This is a genomic window from Candidatus Bealeia paramacronuclearis, assembly GCF_035607555.1.
In the GTDB taxonomy this organism is placed as follows: Bacteria; Pseudomonadota; Alphaproteobacteria; order UBA9655; family UBA9655; genus Bealeia; species Bealeia paramacronuclearis.
Genome location: NZ_JAVHWZ010000001.1, coordinates 19,313 through 36,990 on the forward strand (window position 1 = coordinate 19,313; position 17,678 = coordinate 36,990).

Annotated in this window: 18 protein-coding genes and 1 pseudogene; 9 read left to right on the forward strand and 10 right to left on the reverse strand. The window is 43.0% G+C overall.

Annotated elements, in window-relative coordinates; genetic code table 11:
* Positions 1 to 38 precede the first annotated feature (38 nt).
* The gene (locus Bealeia2_RS10455) at positions 39 to 167 is read right to left on the reverse strand and encodes a transposase (protein WP_414437812.1); all 129 of its coding nucleotides are present in this window, start codon (positions 165 to 167) and stop codon (positions 39 to 41) included.
* Between the two features lie 207 nt (positions 168 to 374).
* Complete coding sequence (locus Bealeia2_RS00110) at positions 375 to 1,100, reverse strand: IS5 family transposase (RefSeq protein WP_331255147.1); 726 nt, start codon at positions 1,098 to 1,100, stop codon at positions 375 to 377.
* Between the two features lie 218 nt (positions 1,101 to 1,318).
* On the opposite strand from Bealeia2_RS00110, the gene Bealeia2_RS00115 reads away from it, so the two are divergent.
* Complete coding sequence (locus Bealeia2_RS00115) at positions 1,319 to 1,648, forward strand: hypothetical protein (protein ID WP_331255148.1); 330 nt, start codon at positions 1,319 to 1,321, stop codon at positions 1,646 to 1,648.
* 199 nt (positions 1,649 to 1,847) lie between these two features.
* On the opposite strand, the gene tnpA is transcribed toward Bealeia2_RS00115, so the two are convergent.
* Positions 1,848 to 2,300 (reverse strand): IS200/IS605 family transposase, encoded by a 453-nt coding sequence (gene tnpA / locus Bealeia2_RS00120; protein ID WP_331255149.1) that lies wholly within the window; start codon positions 2,298 to 2,300, stop codon positions 1,848 to 1,850.
* Positions 2,301 to 2,555: 255 nt separating this feature from the next.
* On the reverse strand, positions 2,556 to 4,085 hold the full coding sequence (locus Bealeia2_RS00125; protein ID WP_331255150.1) for an AMP-binding protein: 1,530 nt from the start codon (positions 4,083 to 4,085) through the stop codon (positions 2,556 to 2,558).
* Between the two features lie 160 nt (positions 4,086 to 4,245).
* Between Bealeia2_RS00125 and rpmG the strand changes: the two genes are divergently transcribed.
* Entirely contained in the window at positions 4,246 to 4,413 is a 168-nt protein-coding gene (gene rpmG, locus Bealeia2_RS00130) for a 50S ribosomal protein L33 (protein WP_331255151.1), read from the forward strand.
* A 211-nt stretch (positions 4,414 to 4,624) separates the two neighbouring features.
* Positions 4,625 to 4,930 carry a hypothetical protein gene (locus tag Bealeia2_RS00135; protein WP_331255152.1) on the forward strand — a complete coding sequence of 102 codons (306 nt, stop codon included), beginning with the start codon at positions 4,625 to 4,627 and terminating at the stop codon, positions 4,928 to 4,930.
* A 51-nt stretch (positions 4,931 to 4,981) separates the two neighbouring features.
* Here Bealeia2_RS00135 and rpsD read toward each other — a convergent pair whose 3' ends face one another.
* From rpsD to Bealeia2_RS00150, 3 genes are all read right to left on the reverse strand, one after another.
* The gene (gene rpsD, locus Bealeia2_RS00140; RefSeq protein WP_331255153.1) at positions 4,982 to 5,599 is read right to left on the reverse strand and encodes a 30S ribosomal protein S4; all 618 of its coding nucleotides are present in this window, start codon (positions 5,597 to 5,599) and stop codon (positions 4,982 to 4,984) included.
* A 90-nt stretch (positions 5,600 to 5,689) separates the two neighbouring features.
* Positions 5,690 to 6,958, reverse strand: a complete 1,269-nt coding sequence (locus Bealeia2_RS00145; protein ID WP_331255154.1) for an MFS transporter — start codon at positions 6,956 to 6,958, stop codon at positions 5,690 to 5,692.
* On the reverse strand, positions 6,955 to 7,686 hold the full coding sequence (locus Bealeia2_RS00150; RefSeq protein ID WP_331255155.1) for an RNA methyltransferase: 732 nt from the start codon (positions 7,684 to 7,686) through the stop codon (positions 6,955 to 6,957). Before Bealeia2_RS00150 ends, Bealeia2_RS00145 begins: the two co-directional genes overlap by 4 nt.
* Positions 7,687 to 7,878: 192 nt before the next feature.
* Here Bealeia2_RS00150 and Bealeia2_RS00155 point away from each other — a divergent pair, with 192 nt between their 5' ends.
* Positions 7,879 to 8,583 (forward strand): hypothetical protein, encoded by a 705-nt coding sequence (locus Bealeia2_RS00155; protein WP_331255156.1) that lies wholly within the window; start codon positions 7,879 to 7,881, stop codon positions 8,581 to 8,583.
* A 42-nt stretch (positions 8,584 to 8,625) separates the two neighbouring features.
* Here Bealeia2_RS00155 and Bealeia2_RS00160 read toward each other — a convergent pair whose 3' ends face one another.
* Both Bealeia2_RS00160 and Bealeia2_RS00165 read right to left on the reverse strand, forming a co-directional pair.
* Positions 8,626 to 8,955 carry a hypothetical protein gene (locus Bealeia2_RS00160; RefSeq protein WP_331255157.1) on the reverse strand — a complete coding sequence of 110 codons (330 nt, stop codon included), beginning with the start codon at positions 8,953 to 8,955 and terminating at the stop codon, positions 8,626 to 8,628.
* An 87-nt stretch (positions 8,956 to 9,042) separates the two neighbouring features.
* Positions 9,043 to 9,510 (reverse strand): RT0821/Lpp0805 family surface protein, encoded by a 468-nt coding sequence (locus Bealeia2_RS00165; protein ID WP_331255158.1) that lies wholly within the window; start codon positions 9,508 to 9,510, stop codon positions 9,043 to 9,045.
* Positions 9,511 to 9,618: 108 nt separating this feature from the next.
* On the opposite strand from Bealeia2_RS00165, the gene Bealeia2_RS00170 reads away from it, so the two are divergent.
* The 4 genes from Bealeia2_RS00170 (at position 9,619) to Bealeia2_RS00185 (ending at position 15,131) form a co-directional block, all read left to right on the forward strand.
* On the forward strand, positions 9,619 to 10,488 hold the full coding sequence (locus tag Bealeia2_RS00170) for a cation diffusion facilitator family transporter (protein WP_331255159.1): 870 nt from the start codon (positions 9,619 to 9,621) through the stop codon (positions 10,486 to 10,488).
* Between the two features lie 126 nt (positions 10,489 to 10,614).
* On the forward strand, positions 10,615 to 11,952 hold the full coding sequence (locus tag Bealeia2_RS00175; protein WP_331255160.1) for a hypothetical protein: 1,338 nt from the start codon (positions 10,615 to 10,617) through the stop codon (positions 11,950 to 11,952).
* Positions 11,953 to 11,987: 35 nt separating this feature from the next.
* A complete protein-coding gene (locus Bealeia2_RS00180) occupies positions 11,988 to 12,959 on the forward strand; it encodes an IS701 family transposase (RefSeq protein ID WP_422388038.1) in 972 nt (323 codons plus the stop codon).
* A gap of 33 nt (positions 12,960 to 12,992) precedes the next feature.
* Positions 12,993 to 15,131, forward strand: a complete 2,139-nt coding sequence (locus Bealeia2_RS00185; RefSeq protein ID WP_331255161.1) for an indolepyruvate ferredoxin oxidoreductase family protein — start codon at positions 12,993 to 12,995, stop codon at positions 15,129 to 15,131.
* On the opposite strand, the gene Bealeia2_RS00190 is transcribed toward Bealeia2_RS00185, so the two are convergent.
* Positions 15,128 to 16,099, reverse strand: coding sequence for an IS701 family transposase (locus Bealeia2_RS00190; RefSeq protein ID WP_422388038.1), 972 nt, complete (start codon positions 16,097 to 16,099; stop codon positions 15,128 to 15,130). The two genes, Bealeia2_RS00185 and Bealeia2_RS00190, sit on opposite strands and share 4 nt — an antisense overlap.
* A gap of 436 nt (positions 16,100 to 16,535) precedes the next feature.
* Here Bealeia2_RS00190 and Bealeia2_RS00200 point away from each other — a divergent pair.
* A pseudogene (locus Bealeia2_RS00200) lies at positions 16,536 to 17,545 on the forward strand (integrase core domain-containing protein).
* Positions 17,546 to 17,678 lie beyond the last annotated feature (133 nt).

Sequence of the window (17,678 nt, forward strand, 5' to 3'; positions counted from 1 at the left end):
CGTAAACGCTAGAATTCTGAAATTCTGAAATTCTAAAGTCACTCTCGTATCAGTTCTCTTGTCCGAGTCGCCACTAGCCCTGTCAGTACCCTAAACCGGTATTTTGTACAGAATAGAACGTGATACTTTAAATCGTATAGACTATGCGATCCTCTTCGATATTCCACCTCTTGATTATACTAAAGTCTTCGCCTAAAGGCGAGGGTGTTTACCCTATCCCCCAGGGCCACCTCATGAAAATTTTTTCCTATTTTTATAGGACTTACAAGGTCTTCAGACTTTTCAGATTCCATACTAAATGATCTGTTTTGCCACTATAAACCTCAGATTTTAGTCGAAAGGCAATAGAAAACCCAGAGAATACAACACTTATTTCATGCAATTCCCCTGAGAGATCCCTTGATCTTGCGCTCAATATCTCGGGTCACCCTCCCCAGATAGTTTTTCAGTTTTTTGACTTCTTTTCTCATTCTTTTAAATTGTTTCGCATGCGCATATTTGCCAGCATTGATGGCAGCCGTTCGCTCCGTTCTCTTGTAGGTTTGGCGCAGCTTCAAGCCATTTTTGGCGGCCATTGTCGTGAGATGTTCCCTTGCCCGATTCAGTAATTTTGAGTCCGTCGGAAAAGCAATGTTTTTCTCCATCACCGTTGTGTCAGTAATCACGGTTTGCAAATCCTTTGACAATACGGTTTCAGTTCTTAAAGCGACAACGATGGTTTGTGCTAAAATCTTTTCTAAACCTTCTTTCCCAATGCGTTTTCTCCACCTTGTCATGGAGCTCCCATCGGCAGGTATCTTCCACTGAAAATAATCAAAGCCACAAAAGTATTGCCAGTAAGGGCTCTGAACCCACTGCTTCACAACCTCTTCATCCGACAAAGCATTCATGTGTTGCAACATCATGAGCCCTAACATTAATCGAATGGGCTTGGGAGGTTGGCCAGGACCATCTGTAAATTCTGCGCCAAAGGATTCTTCAAATAATGACCAGTTGATTTGCCCCGCGAGAATAAACAATGGCTCTTGCGGGTTTAACTGATTGGACAGGCGTTCTCTAAAAAGTTCAGTTTGAGATGTATCTGTTTTTGACGGTTTCATATTGCAAGCTTTCGATCCGTTGATCCTCATTTCTTGCAATTATACTATCAAATTTTCAGCATAAAATTAATTTGATTCAACGTGTTAGGCAATATTTCAGGGGCGACTATTTAAATAAATTTTGGAAGGTCTTGAAATCAAATTCAGTGATTACTATATGTGGGAAAGGAGCCAATTGGTTTTTTTTAATTTTAACTTTATATTTTGAGGTGATGTTTATGAAAAAATTATCTTTAATGACAAAATTATCCACGTTAGTAATCGCAGTATCTCTATTGCCGCTTGCCCCACAAGTAGCACAAGCCAGTTCAAGCGATCAAGATATGACAGGATTATCTGTCTCGGCTAAACCATCAGCTGCAGATGCCAAGCTCAGGCGGGCAACGCTTTCAAAGCTGGTCAGTGACGAACTGCTTGCTCAAAAGAAGGAGGAAGAGGCAAAAGCTGCAGATGCCAAGCTCAGGCGGGCAACGCTTTCAAAGCTGGTCAATGCTCCAGAAATCAGGCGGGCAAAGCTTGCAGAACTTGCAAAGAAGTCGGATGAGTAGTCGGAAGTTTAAAGCTCTAACCTTCTATTGATTACATCCCCATCTCCAGCCCGCAAATTTAGGGCTGGTTTTTTCTATTTTTTTGCCGTATTTGCAAAATACGACTGTCCGAGTTCAGAGCAATCCAATCGGGTTCTGTCACATCTGTTGTCAGTTGAGTAAACCTCCACGGGGCAAGCCCCGTGGTATCCCGGTCGGCCTATAGGCCGAGTACAAGCTGCGCTTGCCCCAAGTCTTCTTGCCCTTGATGCTCTATATAGCGCTTGATCGCGTACTCATTTACCCCAACTGTGGATACAAAATAACCATCTGACCAAATACCATCCACGCCCCAATAAGCTTTTCTCATATACTCGAATTTTTTCTTCAACAATTTGCCGCTCATGGACTTTATGGTTCGAACTGCATCGCTAACTCTTATCTTAGGGGGAATAGATAGGTGTAAGTGTAAGTGAATATGATCCTTATCATGATTCATCGTTAGGATGATGACTTCAGGCATCTTCTCCCTTATCTGATTCATCACTTCTGTGAAATACGCAAAACTACCTTCATTGAATATCTTCCGTCGATATTTGCTCACAATCACCAGGTGATACTCACATTGGTAGGCGCAGTGTCCTTGCTTCCTTACCTGCATACTTCGCATCATAGCAAGAAGGCTTGGGGGAACGCTACATCCACGGGGCTAGCCCCGTGGTTTTTTCGCGCGTATAAAAAACTATCTAAATACTCCAATCAAGATAACCTATTCCCACTCTACCTAAAACTTGAAATTGAAATACTGAAAAACTATCAGATATTGAAAAAAACTGACGTCTCCTTGAGTGAACTCGAAATACAAAAAGACGCGTATCATTTTATACACCGCAGGAGAAAAACAACCCCTTCGAAGTGAATTCAAGGCTTACAAACAAGCCTCTCCGCTTGGTTCATTTTTTATCATCTCCTCAAGGTTTTTGTAATCAATTTTGCCTGTTGAAAGAAGTGGTAGACTTTCTCTAAATATAACGGATTTGGGTTGAGAAAGGTTGGAAAATCCAGCGCCACTTAAAGTGGCTCGCATGTCCTCTTTTGAAAGCGCGGGATGGGTTGTGAGAAGAATTAGCTCTTCTCCTTTTGTGGGGTGGGGTTGAGCCAAAACCGCATGTTTATACCCAGGCCATTTTGCCTCAAGTGCGGATTCAAGGGCACCCAAGGACACCATCTCTCCACCGATTTTAGCAAATCGTTTGGCGCGCCCCAAAATAAAGAGATATCCATCATAATCAATTTCGGCAATATCGCCCGTGTCATGCCACCCTTCTGGAGGATGCTGAATCGTTAAGTGATGCGAGGGTACGTAATACCCCACCATCACATTGGGGCCCTTGACAAAAAGGCGCCCTCCGCGTGCAACCCCAGGCTCTGGGCGAATGTCTGTAATAATATCTTTTAAGAGAGGGCCTACGGATCCTGGCTTGTGAAAGTATTCTACATTGACTGCAATCACGGGGGAGGCCTCAGTTACACCATACCCTTGGTAAACGGGAATATTAAATCGCGAATGATAAAGAAGGCGGGTTTCCTCCTGAAGTTTTTCAGCCCCTGCAAAAACCGCCCGCAAACTTTTGAGCATTTCTGGGGTACTTGTTGTGGCATAGCCTTTAAGGAATGTATTTGTTGAAAATAAAATGGTGGCCTGCGTTTCCTGTATTTTCTTAGGGATTTCTCTGTAATCAAGGGGCGAGAAATAAATGTAGGATTTAACGCCATAAAGAAGTGGCAAAATGAGTCCTGCCAAAAGCCCAAAGGCATGAAAGAAAGGCAGGCTTGAAAATAGAACGTCGTGCTCGGAAAAAGGAATTCTCTCAGAGATTTGATGCGCATTACTCAAGAGATTGTCATGGGACAAGATCACACCTTTGGGCTCCCCTTCCGAACCGGATGTGAAAAGAATTATGGCCGGATCATGAGAGGATTTAAGATGGCTTATCAAAGACACCCCTGTCCATCCAAGAATCCGATCTTTCAGCGTAATTGCTTTTTTAATGTCTTCAAGGTAAATAATTGTCAAACCTTCGCGGGCAAGTTTTTCGAAAGTTTCCGTCATATGGGCTTTTTCTAAAAACTTTCGTGATGTCAAAATGACTTTAAGTCCTGCCGTTTGTGCGGTGCTGATTAGTCCGCGATACCCGGTTGTGTAATTTAAAATGGCGGTGACTTTCCCCAAATACTGAAGGGCTATGAACACAATGCCAAAAGTTGCAGTATTGGGAAGGCATATCCCGATAGTATCATCATGGGGAATCACGTGTTTGAATGCATGCCCTAAAACCAAAGATTTGATCTCTAGTTTTCGATAGGTGAGCGATTCCCCAAATGCATCCTCCACAATGATTTTAGAGGGTGATTTTTTTGCGGCTTCGCGAAAGCTTTCAAAAAGGGAGTGATTCATGGTTCTTCTGATTTTGCCCTTAAAATAATATGTTCAACTTTAACACCTCTTGTGGAAAAAAGAAAATGCTAGCGATTTTTAGCTACCCTAAAAAAGTTTTTCTTGACAGTTTTGCAGGGCCTTGTATGGTGTGGCAAAGTTTTATTAAAGGATAAACATCATGGCTAAAGCCTCTACAATGACGATTAAGCTTTTGAGCAGCGCGGGAACAGGTTTCTTTTACGTCAAGAAAAAGAACCCTAAAACAAAACCGGAAAAGTTCAAGTTCCGCAAGTATGATCCTGTTGTGCGTAAGCATGTTGAATTCAACGAAGCGAAAATTAAGTAGTTTCTTTTGAAATTGAAAAACGAAGAGAGCCCTTGAGAAGTCAGGGGCTTTTTTTATGTCTCACCGATTTTTCTCAAAATCATTTCTTGAGCGTGAATTTCATTCTAATTTGAGTTATTATGAAGCTTATCCAAAATCAAGGAGAGCTGATCCCGTGTCAATTTCAAGCTTTAAGATGATTTTTTCTTGTGCCTTAATTATAGGGGTTGTGATGTTAAATTTTCCGCTTTCATCAGCAATCCTCCCTAAGGGTCCAGAAGGATGTCCTTCTATTGGAACCATCAATGCGCATTATCATGATATCCTTCAAGGGGAAAACAATGTTCTCACTTTGGAAAACAAGGAATACAAACTCACGCTCTTGAAACGTTCCGAACCCATACCCAGTTTTGAACTTTATACAAAAGCCGTGACTCATCCCGATAGCATTCCAGGAAAGACCTGTGATTATGACGCCCGTTTTCCGGATGGAGATTTCATAACTCACCATTTCAGGTTAGAGCCTGTGACCCCATAAAAAAAGCCCCACAAAATTTGCAGGGCTTTTGATTTTTCTTAGAAGGATGTCTTATCGTGAATAGAACTCGACCACGAGGTTGGGCTCCATTTGAACAGGATAAGGAACTTCTGAAAGGGTAGGAACACGAAGGTAAGTACCCTTTGTGCCTTTGGCATCGACTTCGATATAATCAGGAATATCACGTTCGCCGGATTTGATGGACTCAAGGACAATCAAAAGCTCTTTAGAACGATCTTTGACTTCAATCACATCACCCACCTTCACTTGATAGGAAGGAATATTGACGCGCTTGCCGTTCACCAAAATGTGACCATGGTTCACAAATTGACGTGAGGCAAAAACTGTGGGTACCAGCTTCATGCGATAAACAACGGCATCCAAGCGGGACTCCAAAAGACCAATCAAATTCTCACCAGTATCTCCACGACGACGGACGGCCTCTTGATAGACTTTGCGAAATTGACGTTCGTTAATATTGCCATAATAGCCTTTGAGCTTTTGCTTGGCATGGAGCTGAATTCCATAGTCAGACAATTTACCAGCACGGCGTTGACCATGTTGGCCAGGCTTGTAGTCGCGGTTGTTCAAAGGACTCTTTGGACGACCCCAAAGGTTTACGCCCAAACGACGGTTAATCTTATATTTCGCATCAATACGCTTTGTCATGCTCTCTCTATCCTTGGCTTAAAGGCCATATTTACAATAAACATTTGGGGCAAGCTATAATGATCCTCATGAAAATGTCAAATGATTTTCTTAAAGATTTCGCTTTTCCAAAGGAGATAATTGGAGAAGAATCGCTGTTGCGAGCTTTAATCCCGCAGGAAGCAAGGTAAAACAGGCCAAAAGATAAAATAAAGAATCTGGTGAAGTGATTCCTTTTTCGTAGCCCATGTGACTTAAAAAAGGAAAGATGAGCCCTGGCGCCAAGGCCGTTGAGAATTTGGCTGTGATATTCCAAACACCAAAATAAATTCCAGAAGGCGGTTTTGAGAGGTGCGTTTGCTCGGCAATCACATCGGCTAAAATTGAAGGAGGAAGGGCCAAATCTGCGCCAAAGGAGAGTCCTGCTAAAAAACAAATTCCATAAAAAGGAAGAATCATGTGGGGTTTTAAAAATATCGCAAATGCAAAGATGAAAACGCTGAGATAAAGGGAGGCTAATAAGGCTTTTTTCTTGCCCCACTTTTTAGAGATTGTCGTCCATAACATCATGCCTAAAATCCCTGAGACGAAATAGCTCATAAGAAAAAAACCCTCTTGCTGCGGTTCGCAAACGATATCAGAAGCGACAAACGCAAAAAGAGCGGTTGGGCACGAAAAGGCAAAAACATTGAGCATATGAAGACCTGCAATCCAAAGAAAATCTTTGTCTTGAAGGGCGGATTTTAGATCCTGCCATTTGATGCATTCACGTACATAGCGTGTAGGTGATGTTTTTGGTTTTGACTTGAGAAAAAGAAGATAAGCTCCCAAAAGGACGGCTATAAAAAGGAGAGAGAATTGTGAGAATCCTTCTTCCCGCCCCCACCGATTAACTAAAATTGTAGGGATTACGGCGGCCATCAAAAGCCCCACAATTCGAAAGGATTCTCGGAAGCTGGTGACCCGTGTGCGTTCATGATAATCAGGCGCCATTTCGGCCCCCAGTGAATAGTAAGCAATGATCATGGCACTATCTGCAAAATGCACACAAAAGAGCGTGAGCGCGAACCAAAAGATCAAAGAGGTGCCCTCCTCAGGCGGATTCCAAAGAAGATAAAATCCCAACGCCAAAAGTGGTGCAAAAAGGCCAATCATGAAAAAGCGACTGGCGGGCCCTTTGTAAAAATAATCAGCCGCATATCCTAAAATGGGATCTTTAAGTGCATCCAAAGATCTCACGACTAAAAGGACATAGCCAATGATAGCCAGATTCATTCCTTCTTCGGCATAAAATTTGGGCAAATTTACAAAAAGGGGAAGCTCTACAAACGCCAAAGGTAGTGCCAAAAGACTATAGAAAAAAAGCTGAGATCGTGTCATTTCGAAGATCCTTCCTCAAGGCTTCTGATGATACCGCGCAACGTCTGAATTTCCTGTTGAGTCAGATTCATACGGTTAAAAATATTTCGGATATTACGGATCATTGTAGGTCGTTTTTTTTCATGTCTTAAAAATCCAGATTGATCTAAAGACGCCTCAAGATGAGCATAAAATGAAAGTAAATCCTTCTGCGTGGCAATCTTCGTTTTTCCGGTTCGGAAATGAGAAGGGAGAGGGTTTTCAAGAGCCATCCGAAAAGCATAAATTACAACGCTGACGGCATGAGAAAGATTGAGGGACGAAAATTCAGGGTTGGTGGAAATCGTAATAATACCTTCGCATAAGGCGACATCGTCATTGTTAAGCCCACAGCGTTCGCATCCAAAAAGAAGGCCTACACGTGTGCCTTCTTTTATAAGGGGGGCCAATCTTTGGGCAGCACTTTCAGGACGTTCAATGGATTTGATCATGTCGTGATTGCGCGGCGTTGTGGCATAAACCAACTGAAGATCTGCAATGGATTCTTCAAGTATGGGGTAGATTTTGGCGTTCTCCAAAACCTGATCCGCGCCAGATGCATTAATAAGCGCGTCTGGATTGGGCCAGCCATCCCTGGGGTTAACGATACGCAATTCATGATATCCCAAATTGAGCATAATCCGTGCTACCGCACCTATATTTTGCCCTAATTGTGGTTCTACCAAAATGATAACAGGATAGGTCGACATAAAAATTCCAAAAATGAGGACGCATAAATTCTAAAACTAGCGGATGAGAGGAGGACTGGCAATATCCCCTGGAAACATGAATGATCAAACGATAAGTTTTTACAAGACCGCCCCGTATTTAGGGGTTGAACCTTGATGTGTTTTATGAAAATTTGTGAGAATCATCACTGAATTAAAGTACGGGAGTTTCCCATGAAAATAAAAAAACTATTTGTTGTTCTTATTATGGGGGCCTTATTTTCTTGTGTTTCACACAGTACGCAAGCTGAAAAGCTCATAAATCAAATTGAAAATGAGCTTGATGTTATAAATGATTATAGAACACGGATCAGTTCACAAAAGTTGTCTTTGAAAAAATTAGAACAGTTAAGGGAACAATTTCAATCTCCAGAGGAATTCCGAAAAGCCGTTGAGCCTTTGAAGTCAAAACTTCTGAAAGCCACAGAGGTGCTTATTGAAAGTTGTCTTCCTGAATGCGCATGTCCTGGATTTTGTCTTGTGGGATCACTTGGGAACGGACGTGGAATTGATCAAATCTTTTCCTTTTTGAGCCATTGGCCTCTTGAAAAAGACGACTTAAAAAGAGATTTGCACCAGATTATGATAGGAATGCGTTTCACAAAAACTTTTCCAGACTTACTGGATTTTGGAAAAGCCCAGTCCTACCTTACGATCTTAGAGTCGAAATTTGGAGAAGTTGACCCTTATGATTTAAGCCTCTTTCCTTGGAGTAAGGTGGCTCTTCTCAAAACCGCTGTCAAAATTTCCGATTGCATTGGGCCTTGCAGTTGTATTTTTCCAGCAATCGCAATAGGTTTTATGGGATTTTTGTCTTATGGGGTTTCTGCGCTAATATTGCCCCAACTGAGTGAAGACTTGAAGGGGTGGGCACACTAAATGCGATATCACAAAAGTGTGCCCTTCTTCTTTTAATAAGTATTATTTCTTGTTTTCAGTTTTGTTGATGTTAATTACGCAAGAATCGGAAGGAAAGGGCACATTTGAGGAGATATCATAGCTAGTATTATCCACAAAAGTTGCAGATACGGAACAACCTGTATCCATTCCAGGCGCCTTGTCTGGCACAGAAACCGTAATTGTATAGGTCCCTGCCGCAACGCTCATGGGGCCAACAGCAATTTCCGTATTGTTTTTTGAATCTGTTAAATAATACAGCATGTGATCTTTAAAATTTAAAGTGGAATTTGCAGAAAGATCAATTGAAAGCGCCAAAGATACTAAGAAAGAAGAAAAGATGGTTTTATTCATTTTGAGTCTCCATGTTAGGTTTTATTCTAATTATTCTAAAAACCACGGGCATCATTGCCCGTGGTATGGGTTAATTTTTAACAAAATTTATTTCACAATTTCCCAGCTGCCATCAGGTTGACGGCAAGCTGTACCATAACCGCGTTCTGTTTTCCCGCCTACAACGATGGTTTGTTGGAATTCGCGGCAATAATCACCGGTTTGGGTTTGATAAGTTTTAGTCGGTGTAATGGTTCCCGAGTGTCCAGAGTCAGGGTTTCTCCAGCTTGAAGTTTGGCCTGTTTTTGAGCTTTCAAAAGATCCTTGAGCTGTTTTTTTAGCAAGCTTCTCATCGGCCGCATCAAGTTCACGTCCGATCGTGCTACCTAAGAATGCACCCAGGACGGCGCCCACAGCAGTAGCGACTACGCGACCGCGACCACTTCCAATTGTAGATCCTGCCCAACCGCCCAAGGCACCACCGCCCAGCGTTCCAATAGCTTGCTTGGGACCCGTTTCACAACCGGTGGCTAAAATTGCCATAACAATACCTGAGGCAATGAGTTTTGTTTTCATATTTAAAAATCCTTATGATAGTATGGATAAAATTTGAGAGTTTTTGAGGGGAGCTCTCAAGTCAAAGCCAAGTGTAATCGCCCTATATACTTTGTCAATGGGATTCAGATGATACATTCAAACCAAATTCGATTGGCCACTTATGCCTCTGTATCGGTGGCTACATTTTTAATTGGATTTAAGTTATTTGCCTGGTGGATGACAGGGTCTGTAAGCCTTCAGGCCTCTCTTATCGATTCACTTTTAGATGCCTTTGCCTCTCTCATTAATGTATTTGCGGTGCATCATGCTTTAAAGCCTGCAGATCGAGAGCATCGATTTGGACATGGAAAACTCGAATCTTTGGCGGGTTTGGGACAATCTCTTTTTATTGGATTGTCGGCTCTATGGCTTTTGCATGAGGCTTGGAATCGCTTTTCAGAACCTCTTCCCATTGAGCAACCTGACTTTGGTATTTTGGTAATGGCTTTGGCCATTATCGTGACTTTTGCTCTTGTGACTTATCAATCTTACGTGGTACGGATTTCAGGCTCCACAGCCATTGCCGCAGACATGCTGCATTATCGCTCCGACCTTTTAATTAATGCGGCCGTTATCGTCTCTCTTTTGGGGTCACATTATTTGGGCGTGCACTGGATTGATCCTTTCTTTGGTATTTTGATTGGGGGCTATATTCTTTGGACCGCTTGGGTCATTATTTTACAGGCCTTTAATATTTTGATGGACCGCGAGCTAGACGATAAATTGAGACACCGCATCGTTGAAATTGCTTTGAGTCACAAGGAAGTCAAAGCCATTGAAGATTTAAGGACGAGGTCTTCAGGCTTGCAAAAATTTGCCCAGATGGAATTGATGATGGATAAGACTTTAAGTCTTGAGAAAACCTATCAAGCCGCCCTTGATGTTGAGGCGGAAATTCAAAAGGAATTTCCTAATTGCCAAGTTTTGGTGAAACCGGTGCCATTTGAAGGCTCGTGATGATGTGGCTTTTATCAGTATCTCTATTTTAAAAGTTGTTCATATTCATCCCACAAACTTACATTGCCAAAATTAATTAAAATCCAGTAAGATCGCCCCATAAAAACAAAAGAATCAGGGACGGTTATGGATCTACGAGATGTTCATTTAGACGATAAATATACACGCAATGAGGGTTGGGTTTATTTAACGGGCACACAGGCTCTTGTACGTCTTCCCATGCTGCAGCGCGCTTATGACCTCAAACAAGGCCTCAATACAGCAGGTTTTATTTCTGGATATCGTGGATCCCCATTGGGCGGATATGATCAGGCTTTATGGCGCGCCAAAGATTTTTTAAAAGAGAGTCACATTGAATTTATCCCCGGCATTAATGAGGATTTAGGCGCCACCGCCGTTTGGGGCTCTCAACAAACTCCCCTTTTCCCAGGCTGTCGTTATCAAGGCGTTTTTGGGATTTGGTATGGAAAAGGGCCTGGAGTCGATCGTACAGGGGACGTTTTCAAACATGCCAATGCTGCCGGAACGTCTCAATTTGGTGGTGTTTTGGCATTAGCGGGGGATGACCATTCTTGCAAATCCTCAACATTGCCCCATCAAAGCGAGTACGCATTTATGGATGCCTCCATCCCGAATCTAGTCCCCTCCAATGTCCAAGATATTTTGGATTTGGGACTTTATGGATGGGCACTCTCTCGTTATTCTGGGTGTTGGGTGGGCTTTAAAGTTATTGCTGATACCATTGACACCTCTGCCTCAGTTGAAGTAACGCCTGATCGCATTCAGATCATAACCCCGTCCGATTTTCTCATTCCTGAGGGAGGGCTCAATATCCGCTGGCCCGATGCACCATTGGAACAAGAAAAGCGCTTGCGGCTTTATAAACTCGAAGCTGCCAAAGCTTTCGTGCGCGCCAATGGCTTAGATAAACATATTTTGAAAAACAAAAAACCACGATTTGGAATTATCACCTGCGGAAAATCCTATCACGATGTGCAGCAGGCTCTTGAGGATTTAGGACTTTCTGGAAAAGACTGTAGTGAGGCTGGCATCGATCTTTATAAAGTTGCTATGAATTGGCCGCTTGAGCCCAAAGGAATTTTAGAATTTTCTAAAGGTCTTGAAGAGGTTTTTGTTGTTGAAGAAAAACGACCCGTTATCGAATCTCAGGTTCGCGATCTTTTATATGGCCTCCCTGAAAAAATTCGCCCTCAGGTCGTGGGGAAAATTGACGAAAAAGGAAGAACTCTTCTTCCTGAAATTTATGAACTCAATGTCCTCCAAATTGCCCTGGCTTTAGGTGAGAGGATTTTGCATTTCTTAAAATCAGAATCCTTTCAACAAAAAGTTTCGCATATCCGTTTACTTTTGGAAGAAAAGAAAAAAGAGGCTGATCTTCTGCGTCTGCCTTATTATTGCTCAGGCACGAGTTACGCAGTTTGCAGGAGAAGAGAGAAGAGATAAGGTGAGAGGGAATATTTATTAAATGAGAAGAAATGATGTCTCGACACAAATGCACAAAATCACTTTATCGTTCATTTTTACAAGCCAGCAGTGTGCGCTATTCAGGGTTGGCACTTTCGGAGGTGTCACCGATTCCATTGTCGCATGACAGCGTCAATCGATGGTTGAGTTCTAGTGCATTGCGTCCGAGCGGAGTGTGGAATCTTACTCAATCTCTTATTAACAAGAAAGAACCTTGTTTTTTAGTATGTGACGATACAATTTTGGATAAAAATCGGAGCGAGAAGATAGAGCTTGTGCATTATCAGTATTCTGGGAATGCCCATGATGTTATTGCGGGGATAGGTCTTGTCAATTTGGTATGGCATGGCCTGAGGAGTCATGACTCTATTCCTGTTGATTATCGTATTTATGATAAAGCCAGCGATGGCAAAAGCAAGAATGACCATTTCAGGGAAATGTTAAAGCTGGCTCAAGACAGAGGGATAAATCCGGATGACGTGGTTGCAGACGCTTGGTACTCGAGCTTGAATAATCTGAAGGCCATTGAATCCATAGGCTGGACATGGGTGATGGGGTTGAAGAAAAACAGGAAAGTGAATCGTGGAGAAACTCTTGAAAAGCTGGACATTCCAGATGAAGGACTGAAAGTTCACTTACGCGGATATGGATGGATTACTGTTTTCCGGTTTGTTGCCAAAAACGGTCGCACGGATTATATCGGAACCAATAGGGATAATCCCTCTCGTGATCATATTGAACTGGTCATGAAATCGCGTTGGAAAATCGAAGTTTATCATCGGGAATTAAAGCAAACATGCGGTCTTGAACGCTGTCAGTCTCGCACGGGACGAGCCCAAAGAAATCATATATTTCTTGCCATTTCGGCTTGGATTCAAAGATTTAAAAGACGACTTGCTGGAGGCTTCTCTTTTTATCAGCAGCAGTGGGATGTTATTAAGCATGATATCTCTAGAGAAATAACAAAACTCATGTCTTTCGCTTAGATTCCCACCCTTTTGCTGCAAACTGCGTAACTCGTGTCAGGATGTCCGCACAATACTTCCACAACTCATCTGCCCGAAGGAAGTCGTGCGGTTGCGGGAATTGGATGCCATTATATGGCAACCTGGATTGCTCACAACACAGCAACTTTTACACAAATGGGCGGAGAGGGTGTGACGTGGGTGGGGCAAGCACCCTTCACCGATGAACGTCATATTTTTGCCAATTTAGGGGACGGTACTTATTTTCACTCTGGGCTTTTAGCGATTAGAGCCGCTTTTTCCGCAAAAGTGAACATCACCTATAAAATTCTTTATAACGATGCTGTGGCCATGACTGGCGGGCAACATGTGGATGGGGAACTCACGGTTCCCATGATCACGCAACAATTGTACGCCGAAGGGGTGCGGAAAATTGTCATTGCAACGGACGAGCCTCATAAATATCCACTAGGTGCCGGATTTGCGCCCGGAGTTAAAATCCATCATCGTGATGAATTAGACGTTCTTCAAGACGACCTTAAAAAATGGCCTGGTGTTTCCGTTTTAATTTATGATCAAACCTGTGCGGCTGAAAAACGGAGACGTCGGAAGCGGGGACTTATGGAAGATCCCCAAAAGCGTATTTTTATTAATGAGAGAGTGTGCGAAGGATGTGGGGATTGTAGTGTTAAATCTAATTGTGTTTCCGTGCAGCCCATTGAAACGCCCTTGGGACGAAAACGCACCATCGATCAATCCAGTTGCAATAAAGACTTTTCATGTGTGAATGGGTTTTGCCCCAGTTTTGTAACCGTTGAAGGTGCCCGTCCCCGGAAAGCCAAAGCGTCCACGGGGAAAACGGCACATCTTGAGAATTTACCAGATCCCATTTTACCAACCCTAAATGCCCCCTTCAGTATTTATCTCACAGGGGTTGGAGGCACCGGAGTTGTGACCATTGGTGCTCTTTTAGGTATGGCCGCGCATCTTGAGAAAAAGGGGTGCTCAATTGTTGATATGGCAGGCCTGGCTCAAAAGGGAGGGGCCGTTGTCTCCCACATTCGCATTGCTCAAAAACCGTCAGATATTCAGGCCACCCGCGTTTCACGAGAAAGGGCAGATCTTATTTTAGGATGCGATATTGTGGTTGCTGCGGGTCCTGATGCGCTTGCCACAATTAAGACGGGGCACACTCAAGCCATCATTAATGAAAACCAAACGATTACGGGTCACTTCATTCATAGTCCCGATTACGACTTTAAGCACGAAAAACTCCGCCAAAATCTTCTTGAAAAATTGGGTGCCGAGCACACTGATTTTATTGACGCTACTCATTTGGCTACGCGCATTCTGGGGGATGCTATTGCTACCAACCTCTTTATTCTAGGTTATGCGTATCAAAAAGGTCTCATTCCCATTCATCACGAGGCCATTTTAAAGGCTGTCGAACTCAATGCTGTGGCCGTTGAATTTAACAAACTGGCGTTTCATTGGGGGCGCTATGCGGTTTTGGATTTTAAGGCCGTAGAAGATGCTGCCAACCTTGAATTTGAGAAAAAGGCGAAAGAGATCCCTCAAAGTTTGGAGGCGGTTATTAATCATCGCAAGCAGCATTTGACGGGATATCAAAACAAAGCGTATGCAGAGCGTTATGAATTATTCGTAAGAAAAATTGAAGCCCAGGATCAAAAATTAGGGCGCCAAGAGCTCTCCCTTGCTGTCGCTAAGTATTATGCCAAGCTTTTGGCCTATAAGGATGAATATGAGGTCGCACGTCTTTACACGGATGGCACCTATTTGAAGGAACTATATGATCAATTTGAGGGAAATCTCAAAATGAAATTCCATCTCGCTCCCCCGCTTTTGTCCTACAAAGATCCCAAAACTGGTCAGCTTAAAAAAAGCACTTATGGTCCCTGGATTTTCTCAGTCTTCAAAATTTTAGCAAAACTAAAAGGCCTGCGCGGCACAGCTTTGGATATTTTTGGATATACGCACGAGCGAAAAACAGAGCGCTCATTAATTGGGGGGTATGAAAATTTAGTGTACTCTCTTTTGCCGCATCTCTCCCTTCATAATTATGATGTGGCTGTGGAATTAGCCACCTTGCCCGAACATATCCGTGGATTTGGTCACGTGAAAGAATGCAATTTCACGAGTTACGCAGTTTGCAGCAAAAGGGTGGGAATCTAAGCGAAAGACATGAGTTTTGTTATTTCTCTAGAGATATCATGCTTAATAACATCCCACTGCTGCTGATAAAAAGAGAAGCCTCCAGCAAGTCGTCTTTTAAATCTTTGAATCCAAGCCGAAATGGCAAGAAATATATGATTTCTTTGGGCTCGTCCCGTGCGAGACTGACAGCGTTCAAGACCGCATGTTTGCTTTAATTCCCGATGATAAACTTCGATTTTCCAACGCGATTTCATGACCAGTTCAATATGATCACGAGAGGGATTATCCCTATTGGTTCCGATATAATCCGTGCGACCGTTTTTGGCAACAAACCGGAAAACAGTAATCCATCCATATCCGCGTAAGTGAACTTTCAGTCCTTCATCTGGAATGTCCAGCTTTTCAAGAGTTTCTCCACGATTCACTTTCCTGTTTTTCTTCAACCCCATCACCCATGTCCAGCCTATGGATTCAATGGCCTTCAGATTATTCAAGCTCGAGTACCAAGCGTCTGCAACCACGTCATCCGGATTTATCCCTCTGTCTTGAGCCAGCTTTAACATTTCCCTGAAATGGTCATTCTTGCTTTTGCCATCGCTGGCTTTATCATAAATACGATAATCAACAGGAATAGAGTCATGACTCCTCAGGCCATGCCATACCAAATTGACAAGACCTATCCCCGCAATAACATCATGGGCATTCCCAGAATACTGATAATGCACAAGCTCTATCTTCTCGCTCCGATTTTTATCCAAAATTGTATCGTCACATACTAAAAAACAAGGTTCTTTCTTGTTAATAAGAGATTGAGTAAGATTCCACACTCCGCTCGGACGCAATGCACTAGAACTCAACCATCGATTGACGCTGTCATGCGACAATGGAATCGGTGACACCTCCGAAAGTGCCAACCCTGAATAGCGCACACTGCTGGCTTGTAAAAATGAACGATAAAGTGATTTTGTGCATTTGTGTCGAGACATCATTTCTTCTCATTTAATAAATATTCCCTCTCACCTTATCTCTTCTCTCTTCTCCTGCAAACTGCGTAACTCGTGAATTTGAAAGACGTCAAAGCTAAGGAAATGAACCTTAAGGAAAAGTTTTTCAGGGGTAGGTAATTCAATTCGCCTCATCCTCATCTTTCGCTTGAGGCGCAAGACGATTCTTTGCCTATTCTTCCAACAAATGCGACAGAACTTTCATCAACTTTCATCTTATTATGTAATAGCTCTTTTTTTAAGCGTTCAATTTGTCCGAGTTCAGATAGAAGTGAGACAAAACTGTGAGGGATGGAGATGAGCTTCGCTACAGCGCAATTTGGGGGCGCGCTCAGCTCATCTCCATTGCCCTACCAAAACCAGGCCTCAAGAATAGGAAATGTAAAAAAATGTAAAAAACCTATTGATGGAGGATTGGCTGAGGATCCACGGATTACATAAAAATATGCATAGGCTTTATGCATATGCGCGTACACAAGACTGTTTGGACGTCTATCGCAAACGGTATGAAGACGGCGTGAGGCGTTGGAAAAGCTGAAATCTGAAAACGTTTGCGATTCCACGTGCCAAGAAATTTGCGACATGTCCCGCGCAACTTATTATCGCCACAAGAAGATCCTGAAGGACCTTAACAAAGGGAGTGTTCCCCCTTCAAAAAGGCCACGAAATCTCAACAAACCGCGCTGGGGAGAGGCAGAGCTTCAGCTTGTTTTGAGAGTGCGCCGCGAAAATCCCACCTATGGCAAAGAGAAAATCGCCATCATTCTCAAGCGAGACCATGGGCAAATCCTGAGCGAAAGCACCGTCGGCCGTATCCTGACCTCCCTCAAAAACAAGGGGCTTGTGCAAAAATCACCCTCCGCCCTGAGAACAAAAAGAAAAAGACAATTTAAAAGCCATGCAAAACCTGGGACTTTCAAGGATTATAAAACGATGACGCTTGGTGAGCGGGTGCAGATTGACCACATGACAGTCACCAAAAATGGTATCTGTTTCAAGCACTTTCAGGCGTGGGAGAGGTGCTCGAAATTCATCGATGCGAGTGTGTATGCCCATGCCAAGAGCTCAAGTGCCAAGCGCTTCTTGCTTGAGTTTGTAAAGCAGGCCCCCTTTAAAATTCACTCCATTCAAGTCGACGGTGACTCTGAATTTATGGCGGAATTTGAGGAAGTCTGTGAAGAACTTGGAATTTCGCTGATTGTTCTGTCGCCCAAAAAGCCCACTTACAACGGCGGCGTTGAGCGGGGAAATCGAATATTCCGGGGGGGATTTTACAACCAAAACAACCTCCTGGCTGATTCCATAGCTTCTATGCGCTTTGAGCTCTCTCAAGCTGTCTCAAAGTATAATTCTTATAGGCCTCATCGCGCCTTGAAAGGCCTCACTCCTTTGCACTATATTCACTCTCATATTCTCGAGACCTCTTGAACCTCATTCTACCTCTTGAGTCTCATTCTATATGAACTCCTACACGATAAAAAACTTGCCAAATTAAAACGTAACAACTAAATTAAATATGCGAAAAAATCGCATTTTTTATTAAAATTTATTGAAAAGGTGT

Excerpts from the sequence above, each read along its gene's own strand:
- Bealeia2_RS00110 (WP_331255147.1), bottom strand. The coding sequence starts at position 1,100 with ATGAAACCGTCAAAAACAGATACATCTCAAACTGAACTTTTTAGAGAA.
- Bealeia2_RS00115 (WP_331255148.1), top strand. The coding sequence starts at position 1,319 with ATGAAAAAATTATCTTTAATGACAAAATTATCCACGTTAGTAATCGCA.
- tnpA (WP_331255149.1), bottom strand. The coding sequence starts at position 2,300 with ATGATGCGAAGTATGCAGGTAAGGAAGCAAGGACACTGCGCCTACCAA.
- Bealeia2_RS00125 (WP_331255150.1), bottom strand. The coding sequence starts at position 4,085 with ATGAATCACTCCCTTTTTGAAAGCTTTCGCGAAGCCGCAAAAAAATCA.
- rpmG (WP_331255151.1), top strand. The coding sequence starts at position 4,246 with ATGGCTAAAGCCTCTACAATGACGATTAAGCTTTTGAGCAGCGCGGGA.
- Bealeia2_RS00135 (WP_331255152.1), top strand. The coding sequence starts at position 4,625 with ATGTTAAATTTTCCGCTTTCATCAGCAATCCTCCCTAAGGGTCCAGAA.
- rpsD (WP_331255153.1), bottom strand. The coding sequence starts at position 5,599 with ATGACAAAGCGTATTGATGCGAAATATAAGATTAACCGTCGTTTGGGC.
- Bealeia2_RS00145 (WP_331255154.1), bottom strand. The coding sequence starts at position 6,958 with ATGACACGATCTCAGCTTTTTTTCTATAGTCTTTTGGCACTACCTTTG.
- Bealeia2_RS00150 (WP_331255155.1), bottom strand. The coding sequence starts at position 7,686 with ATGTCGACCTATCCTGTTATCATTTTGGTAGAACCACAATTAGGGCAA.
- Bealeia2_RS00155 (WP_331255156.1), top strand. The coding sequence starts at position 7,879 with ATGAAAATAAAAAAACTATTTGTTGTTCTTATTATGGGGGCCTTATTT.
- Bealeia2_RS00160 (WP_331255157.1), bottom strand. The coding sequence starts at position 8,955 with ATGAATAAAACCATCTTTTCTTCTTTCTTAGTATCTTTGGCGCTTTCA.
- Bealeia2_RS00165 (WP_331255158.1), bottom strand. The coding sequence starts at position 9,510 with ATGAAAACAAAACTCATTGCCTCAGGTATTGTTATGGCAATTTTAGCC.
- Bealeia2_RS00170 (WP_331255159.1), top strand. The coding sequence starts at position 9,619 with ATGATACATTCAAACCAAATTCGATTGGCCACTTATGCCTCTGTATCG.
- Bealeia2_RS00175 (WP_331255160.1), top strand. The coding sequence starts at position 10,615 with ATGGATCTACGAGATGTTCATTTAGACGATAAATATACACGCAATGAG.
- Bealeia2_RS00180 (WP_422388038.1), top strand. The coding sequence starts at position 11,988 with ATGTCTCGACACAAATGCACAAAATCACTTTATCGTTCATTTTTACAA.
- Bealeia2_RS00190 (WP_422388038.1), bottom strand. The coding sequence starts at position 16,099 with ATGTCTCGACACAAATGCACAAAATCACTTTATCGTTCATTTTTACAA.